We start from the raw sequence: 7,113 nt of genomic DNA on the forward strand, positions 1-7,113 counted from the left end.
TCACCGAAGACATCGTACTTCAGTACCTCGAACAGCATATCGCCGATCCTACCGGCGCCAGCCGGTAGTGGTTCAGTACGGTCGATCTTTTCGAGGTGGAAACCGTTCTTTTCTCCGATAGTTCCTACGAGGTGTGGTGGTTGGAACAGGACCCGCCCTACGTGGAGGACCAGTTGCTGATCGGCACGCTCTTCGCGGATCAAATCATCGGCGGTTCAGGAAACGACAGCATCTTCGGACTGGACGGCGACGATTCCCTTTCCGGTGGCTGGGGCGGCAACAATGTCATCGCCGGTTCTGGAGGTGACGATGTTGTCGCCGGCAGCGACGGCGATGACAGCCTGGGCGGTGGGCCTGGTGATGACTGGATGGTCGGGGGGAACGGCGATGACACCATGGGTGGTGGCCTAGGAGCGGACGAAATGGAAGGCGGCACCGGCAACGACGTTATGAGCGGCGGCCCGGGGAATGATGGGCTGTTCGGTGGCGGCGGATCAGACACGATCGGCGGAGGCTTCAACGACGACGGAATCAACGGCGGCAATGGCGCTGATTCAATTGGTGGCGGCACCGGGGCTGACGGGCTTTTGGGCGGACCTGGTAATGACATTATTGGGGGCGGAGAGGGAAACGACACGGTCGATGGCGGTTTTCATGACGATTTCCTGGCAGGCGGCGGCCGCGACGATGTCATCTACGGCGGGTTGGGCAACGACACGATCAACGGTGGCGACGGCGACGACACGATGACCGGCGGTGACGGTGCTGACGTTTTCGTATTCAACTTCTTCAAGGACGGCGACAATGACATTATCACCGACTTCGAGGACGGCATCGACAGCTTCCTGATCCGGATCTTGAACCCCGAGACGGGCGAGACCAATATCTCCAACGGGGGCAAGGGGCTTCAGGGCTACGTCGATGCGCTCAACATCACCGATACCGCCGAGGGCGCACTGATCGACTACCAGGGCCACACGGTGCTGATCGAGGGCGTGGCGGCGGCTAATCTGACGGCGGAGGACTTCACGTTCCTCTGACGGAGAGCAGATTTCTCCCTGCGGCGGTTGCTGCGGGGAGGCTTTTAACCGTACCAATCTAACCGACGCTAAATCCTTCATGCGCTCCAGGCTCGTGTTCGTAGCGCTGCTGGATTTGGGGAGGAACGCGTATTTTGGAGCCTGATCCTGATTTGCATTCCCCAGCTAAAAAAGGCTGGAAACAATGGGACCCGGCAAGTTTGCGGGGGAGGATTCCTTGGATATTATCACGAAGAAGGATACTCCCATAGACGGCACCGAATGAGGAAGAATGACGTATCGATCGATCAAGGCAGCTGAGCCGGCGGACCACCCCAACGACACTTCCACAACTGCGGTTTTGCCCCTCGACACTCCGGTGCAATCGAATTTTGGACAGGACGGCGACCGAGACTGGTTCCGGGTCGAACTCGAGGGCGGTGAGATCTACACGGCCACCCTCACGTTGGCCGAGCCCGTCGTCGGATTCGGCGGTTTTGAAGGCAGAGCCGAACTCTTCGTAGGAAATAACGAGAATGCACCTTACTTTCCAGGCGACCCCAGCGTTTCGGCGCTATATATCGACGAAGGTGAGACGACTTCGGTAGCGGTGCTGAGCGTCGAGACAAGCGGCTTCTATTATCTGGATTTGGAGACCTTTTTCGGCACCGGCGATTACAGTGTTGAGCTCAATCGCGTCGAGAACGACCTTCCATCCTTCGACAGCGGCGTCGTTCTCGAGCCGGGCGTGCCATATGCGTCGAACTTTTATGGCCCGAATGATACCGATGGTTTCACCGCGACACTGGTCGAAGGAGCGGTCTATCGCTTTACGTTCGACCTTCCGATCGCGCCTTACGTTGGATTAGAGGGTGAAGGGTATCCACAGACGGATGGCCCATCGATATTCATAAGCGCCAATTCGAACGAGCCTAACCCCAGCTTTTTGGCCCGCGCCTCGGGCCTCCATGATTTTTCGTTTACGAATTTCGCGAATGCATACGACTATACAGTTACACTGCAAGAAGTGCCGCAGCCGCCCGATATCGGCGATTCACCAGAAACGGCCCAGGCATTGGCGATCAATGAAACATTCGCATCGCGTTTCGAGGTGATCGGCGGAGATGAGGATTGGTTCGCGCTGACCTTGGATGTTGGGATGTCTTACAAACTCATCTTGACGCGCGAGGGACAGGGATATTGGGGTGGCTCGCAGGGCGTGCCGCGGCTGCAGCTTCTCGATCCGGAAGGGACCGTCCTGTACGAGCTTGATCAGAGCTACGGCATCGAACTGGAATCGGACGTCTTCACACCAGACAGCTCAGGCACCTATTATGCTGCGGTGATTGCCGATCAGGTCAACGGTTTCGAAATTGACGGCGACCCAGACTACGCGCTGACGCTGTTGTCGGGCGCGCCCGAAACGCTGACCGGATCGGATGGTCCGGATGTGCTGACTGGCTCCTTCGCCGCCGATCTTATAGATGGCGGAGATGGCAATGACAGCCTCACTGGCGACGCCGGTGACGACACGATCCTCGGTGGCGGAGGCAGAGACAATATCGCCGCGGGCGAGGGTGCCGACAGCGTCTTGGGTGGACCAGGCAATGACAGGATTTTGGGCGGCTCGGGCAACGATACGTTGCTCGGCGGTTTGGACGAGGATCAGCTTTTCGGCAGTCTCGGAAATGACCTCATCGACGGCGGTTCAGCACGCGACCTACTCTGGTCTGGTGAGGGCGACGATACCGTGATTGCCGGCAGCGGTGACGACCATATCGGCGCGCGCAGCGGCGCGGATCTGATCGATGCTGGCGACGGAGACGATATTGTGGGTGCGGGGCAGGACGCCGATAGCGTGGCTGGCGGGCCAGGCAGTGATACGATCTATGGCGGTTTCGGCAACGATACAGTGAGCGGCGGGGAGGGTGACGATGCGCTCTTCGGGGGCTGGGGTAACGACCTAGTGGACGGCGGAAGCGGCAACGATACGCTCAATGCGAAGTGGACCGAGGATACCTTGACTGGCGGCGAAGGGGCGGATGAGTTCGTTCTGGAGTTGCGCGACTACTTCTATTCCAACGAAAACGAGGTCGTCATAACCGATTTCGCTGTCGGAGAAGACACGCTGGTTATCGCGCCATCGCATGGTGTAGGCGCGAACCCGGTGGACATCGCCTTATTCGAGGGTGGCGTGGAGATCACGACGGGTGAGAACACCCTTTTCGTGGACCTTGCCAATGGCGCGTCTCTCACAATGGCCGATGTGATGTTGCTGGAGGGATAGCACAAATCCTTGCACTGCGAGTGCAAGGGTAATTTCGTTCCCTGTTTTCTCGAAAACTGGTCCCTGCTCGGCGGAAGAATTTCCCTGTTTTGATATTTAGGGAATTTTACATTAAGTATCTGAAAAAATTTATAAAAATTTAGTGGGTTTCGTCTTTTGGGCCAAAATTTGCAATATTCCCTGTAAAAATCCCTGTTAGCAGGGAAATTTTGGGGAGACTGGCTAGCTCAAGACTGCGTCCACAGCCAGACTCTCCCTTCAAGCACTTAATTTTATTAGCTTATCTTTCTGAGAAATCTGTCTACTTGCCAAAATACCGGCCTAATGAAGGCCTGATGGTGCTAGAGGCGTTGGAGTGAAGCCTTAGGCGCTTCAGGTGTTTCAGTGTCATGTTGCGTTGGCAGGCTAGGGCCCGTCAGCATCATTGTCGTCACCCGTGTCGCCAGCAGGGCGCCTGGTGCGGGGACGACATGGGGCAGAAGGCGGCGGCGGGTTTCGAAACGGTCAAGCTCGTTCAGGTCCTCATCCGTCCGGATCGCTGCGAACTGCAGAATCTGGTCGAACGTGGTGTCCGTGCCGGTGGTTTCGGTGTCGTAGAAGACGTAGGGCATTTATCCAAAGTATCCGAAAAGCCCGGACCTACCAGACTGCTGGCCTGTCGCGCCGCAAAGCTAGATGCCTGCATTCTGGCATCGTGGAAACCAGACGCTGAATGTCTGATTAAGCTGTAAAGGCAGACACCGAGGCGCTCCCGCCAGTGAAAAGCCCGATGCCCATAGCCGTCCTTCGTGCAAAACGCAGCGAAAGACCGCAACGAGCCCAAACTTACCTGATGCTGCGCTGGTGACGAACGTCCGCAATCACTCAACTCGCACCAACACTGGCTGCACCCTCATTTTACAGCTTGCCAAACCTCTTCGACCACAGTGCGTACCATCATTACGTCTTCGCGAGCGGTATCGAACTGGCCAACCTGAACACGAATAATCTTGCGACCTTCAAACGCGCCTTGCGTCAGGTAGACGCGCCCGTCATCGTTGATCGCATCCACCAGTCTTTGCTGGGTGGCGTCATCGCCGGGACAGCGGAATGAAAAAAGGCTGAGCATCGGTTCTGTCGCGATCTCGAACCCATCAAGCGCACGGATTTGCTCGGCCAGTTCTTCGGCCCAAGTGACATGATTGCGGATACGGGCTTGCAGGCCTTCCAAGCCATAGGATCTGATCAGGAACCACAGCTTGAGCGCCCGAAAGCGGCGACCAAGCGGGATCGTCCACTCCGAATAGTTGGTCACCTTATGGCCACTGGTCTTCAGATATTCGGGTTCGATTTTCAGGGTGTTCCTCTGGAACGTCGGATTGCGAAGGAACTGAACCGAACAATCGAACTGCGCGCCCAACCATTTGTGTGGGTTGAAGACGATGCTGTCGAACCCCTCAACACCGCGCCAAAAGCGGTCCCGAAATTCAGGACAGATCATCGCGGCGCCTGCCCAAGCTGCGTCCAGATGAGTGTAAAGGTCATAAGCACGCGCAACTTCAAGGATTGGAGCGAGGTCATCCGTGCCTCCCACGCCAGTCCCACCGGTGATCGCAATAATCCCGGCAGGCGTGTGACCCGCCGCCAGGTCCTCCCTGATGGCCGCATCAAGGTGGGCTGCATCCATACCAAAGAGCGGACCGGTGCCCGGAATTTTGACAAGGTTGTCCTGACCGATCCCAGCCACCCAACAGGCGCGATCAATCGAGGTATGCACTTGATCCGAACAGTAGACACGCAGTTGTCCGCGCCCTGAAAGGCCCGTCCGGTTACCTGTAAATCCTGTGGCCCTTTCGCGCATGGTCAGTACCGCAGAAAGCGTGGCCGATGACGCGCTGTCCTGAATCACTCCGGATATGCCGTCAGGCAGGCCCAATGCTTGGCGCAACCAATCCACCATCACGGCCTCGACCTCGGTTGCCGCAGGAGATGTCTGCCAAAGCATGCATTGCGCTGCCACGGTGTTGACAAGCTGTTCTGCAAGCATCGACGGCGGCGTTGCATTAGCCGGGAAATAGGCAAAAAATCTTGGGTGCTGCCAATGCGTCATGCCTGGCATGATGATGGCGTCGAAGTCTTGAAGGATCGTCGCCATTTCCTCTGGGTGATTTGGCGGTGATTTAGGAAGCTGGACCGCGATTTCGCCCGGTTTGGTTTGCGCGCGTACAGGCCTGCTTCTTAGGGTCTTGTGATACCTTGCGCCCCAGTCGGCGATTTCCTTGCTCCAGCCTGCAAACTCATCCCAGTCCATAACTCAATTCCTTTTGGATCACTTACGAGCGGGACCTGGCCGGTCGTTTCCAAGTGTCGGGCTTAGATTGTCATCAATACCAGTGTTAACATAGCAGGAACGCCGACATTCGATCCGATGCAGCGAAAGGAGGCTTCGTCCGCCAAGCTGCCGGACCGCGGTGCTGAGGTCTACGGCTGCTCCGGGTGCCAGCGGACATTCGTCCGCAGCGCAGCGATGGACGGCAACGAGCCCAAAACGAACTTGACCGAAGCGATCCCAGTAAGAACAGTTTCACCAGGGTTCTAAGCGTCGGAGAGGGCCAGACTCATGATCTACTTGGTGCGCCACGGTCAAACGGAGATGAACCTCCAGGGACGCATCCAAGGACAAGGGGATGCGCCGCTGACCGATGCCGGAAGAAGCCTGGCCTCAAAGATCGGGCAAAGACTCGCGGAAGACATCGGCAGTTCCACGGCGTTGATCTTTACCAGCCCACTCGGTCGCGCGGCCCAGACCGCAGGGATCATTGCCAACTCTCTGCACAACGCGACCAGCGTGATCGAAGATGAAAGGCTGGCCGAAGTGAACCTTGGGGAATGGGATGGCCTGACAATCGCCGAGATCGATCAGGGCTGGCCAGAGGCCCGCACGTCTGCCCCACCTGGGGAGTGGTTTTTCAACGCGCCCAACGGCGAGAGCTTTGAAAGCTTTCGGCAGCGCAATGCTGCATTCCTGCGAGACCTGGGCGGTGCCGATGCGTCGATCAAGATTCTCGTCACGCATGGGATTTCGGGGCGGGTATTGCGCGGCCTGCATGCCGGTCTGGGGCGACAGGAAACAGTGAACCTGCCTGTGCCAAATGAAGCCTTTTTCGTCATGCGCGAAGATGGTTCTGTTGACGAGATCGCAGTGCCGTAGATCGACCCTATTGTGTGCAAGATGCTTGAAGCCAGAGACAGGGGGCCTCGATAGGATGAACTTGGAACTGGACCCGCCTTTGCGGTGGGCGCGAGAAACAGACGCGGCCCAGCTGGCCGAGCTCGTGAATTTCGCGGGAGAAGGCCTGCCTCTCCACGTCTGGACTGGTCTCGCGAGCGAAGGGCAAGACCCTTGGGATGTGGGACGCATGCGGCAAGCCGAGAAGGCCCGCGAAGGCAAGATCGTGGTCGTGGACTACGGCGACGGTGCGGTTGCAGGCCTCACGGGGTATGAAATCGGAAACGAACCAGAGCCGATCGGCGACGATTTCCCGGCGCTCTTTCGGCCTTTGCAAGAACTAGAAAACCTGGCTCTGCAAAGCTGGTACGTGAATGTTCTGGCCAGCTACCCCGAGCACAGGGGAAAGGGGATCGGGTCCCGGCTGCTCGACTTGGCCGACGAAATCGGACAATCCTGCGGCCTGTCCCGTATGAGCGTAATCGTCGCCAGCAACAATACAGGCGCGCGACGTTTGTATGAGATCGGCGAGGAAGGCGCCGAGTGGCTTCTGACCAAGACGATCGAAGCCGGTCGGGCGTCCGGCGCGGTGGAGGATG

Annotated in this window: 5 protein-coding genes and 1 pseudogene; 4 read left to right on the forward strand and 2 right to left on the reverse strand. The window is 57.8% G+C overall.

What is annotated here, in order from left to right:
* Positions 1-140 precede the first annotated feature (140 nt).
* Positions 141-1,040: a calcium-binding protein gene (locus tag RXV88_RS22800; protein ID WP_316295985.1), complete on the forward strand. Its 900-nt coding sequence runs from the start codon at positions 141-143 to the stop codon at positions 1,038-1,040.
* 271 nt (positions 1,041-1,311) lie between these two features.
* On the forward strand, positions 1,312-3,306 hold the full coding sequence (locus tag RXV88_RS22805; RefSeq protein ID WP_316295986.1) for a calcium-binding protein: 1,995 nt from the start codon (positions 1,312-1,314) through the stop codon (positions 3,304-3,306).
* A gap of 341 nt (positions 3,307-3,647) precedes the next feature.
* Here the strand turns inward: RXV88_RS22805 and RXV88_RS22810 are convergent, their stop codons facing one another.
* Together RXV88_RS22810 and RXV88_RS22815 are read right to left on the reverse strand one after the other, a co-directional pair.
* Positions 3,648-3,917: an exonuclease domain-containing protein gene (locus RXV88_RS22810; RefSeq protein ID WP_316295987.1), complete on the reverse strand. Its 270-nt coding sequence runs from the start codon at positions 3,915-3,917 to the stop codon at positions 3,648-3,650.
* A 281-nt stretch (positions 3,918-4,198) separates the two neighbouring features.
* Positions 4,199-5,596, reverse strand: a complete 1,398-nt coding sequence (locus RXV88_RS22815; RefSeq protein ID WP_316295989.1) for a pyridoxal phosphate-dependent decarboxylase family protein — start codon at positions 5,594-5,596, stop codon at positions 4,199-4,201.
* Positions 5,597-5,905: 309 nt separating this feature from the next.
* Between RXV88_RS22815 and RXV88_RS22820 the strand changes: the two genes are divergently transcribed.
* Together RXV88_RS22820 and RXV88_RS22825 are read left to right on the forward strand one after the other, a co-directional pair.
* On the forward strand, positions 5,906-6,496 hold the full coding sequence (locus tag RXV88_RS22820; RefSeq protein ID WP_316295990.1) for a histidine phosphatase family protein: 591 nt from the start codon (positions 5,906-5,908) through the stop codon (positions 6,494-6,496).
* Positions 6,497-6,704: 208 nt separating this feature from the next.
* A pseudogene (locus tag RXV88_RS22825) lies at positions 6,705-6,977 on the forward strand (GNAT family N-acetyltransferase); the annotation flags it as partial.
* Between the last annotated feature and the right edge of the window lie 136 nt (positions 6,978-7,113).

It is taken from the genome of Aestuariicoccus sp. MJ-SS9, from assembly GCF_032586235.1.
Classification (GTDB): Bacteria; Pseudomonadota; Alphaproteobacteria; order Rhodobacterales; family Rhodobacteraceae; genus Aestuariicoccus.

Bases quoted from the DNA above. Each gene is read 5' to 3' on its own strand.
- RXV88_RS22815 (WP_316295989.1), bottom strand. From the start codon at position 5,596: ATGGACTGGGATGAGTTTGCAGGCTGGAGCAAGGAAATCGCCGACTGG.
- RXV88_RS22820 (WP_316295990.1), top strand. From the start codon at position 5,906: ATGATCTACTTGGTGCGCCACGGTCAAACGGAGATGAACCTCCAGGGA.
- RXV88_RS22805 (WP_316295986.1), top strand. From the start codon at position 1,312: ATGACGTATCGATCGATCAAGGCAGCTGAGCCGGCGGACCACCCCAAC.
- RXV88_RS22810 (WP_316295987.1), bottom strand. From the start codon at position 3,917: ATGCCCTACGTCTTCTACGACACCGAAACCACCGGCACGGACACCACG.